The organism is Halomonas sp. ATBC28 (assembly GCF_005937175.1).
GTDB classification, from domain to species: Bacteria; Pseudomonadota; Gammaproteobacteria; order Pseudomonadales; family Halomonadaceae; genus Vreelandella; species Vreelandella titanicae.
The window spans coordinates 1-422 of the sequence record NZ_VCQL01000134.1; the positions used below are offsets into that span (position 1 = coordinate 1).

At 41.9% G+C, this 422-nt stretch carries 1 pseudogene; it reads right to left on the minus strand.

The features are described from left to right. Positions 1 to 385 (minus strand): annotated as a pseudogene (locus E0L35_RS25695) (hypothetical protein); the annotation flags it as partial. Between the last annotated feature and the right edge of the window lie 37 nt (positions 386 to 422).

Sequence of the window (422 nt, forward strand, 5' to 3'; positions counted from 1 at the left end):
CTTTTGCTTTTTCGCGTGCTCGCCCCTCGAAAAGCATTATCCACTCATGTGTGTCGTCGATTGTTTGTAAACGGCCCTGGAGTTTTTTGCTGAAAGTCGACGTGAGCTGATAACCGTCGAGTTGATCAATTTGTTTACTCGATGTGATTTTTTTCCCGGCTGCTTTTTGAATGATAAGTTCAACGAGACCGATAACATTATTATCGTAATTATCGTAGAGAAATTCTTCATCTCCCTGAAATCCGAACAAATCTTCATGCTGGCTTAAGCGTTGAACAATTGACTCGGCATCAAAGGTCGAATCATCTTGCAGTTGTTCCTCTACCCAATTAATCAAATCCAGCCCTTCGTCGCTTTCGAGAGCCTCCATTCCCCATGAACCCATTTTGTATCCTTACCTGTTATTTCAGTCGAAATAGTAT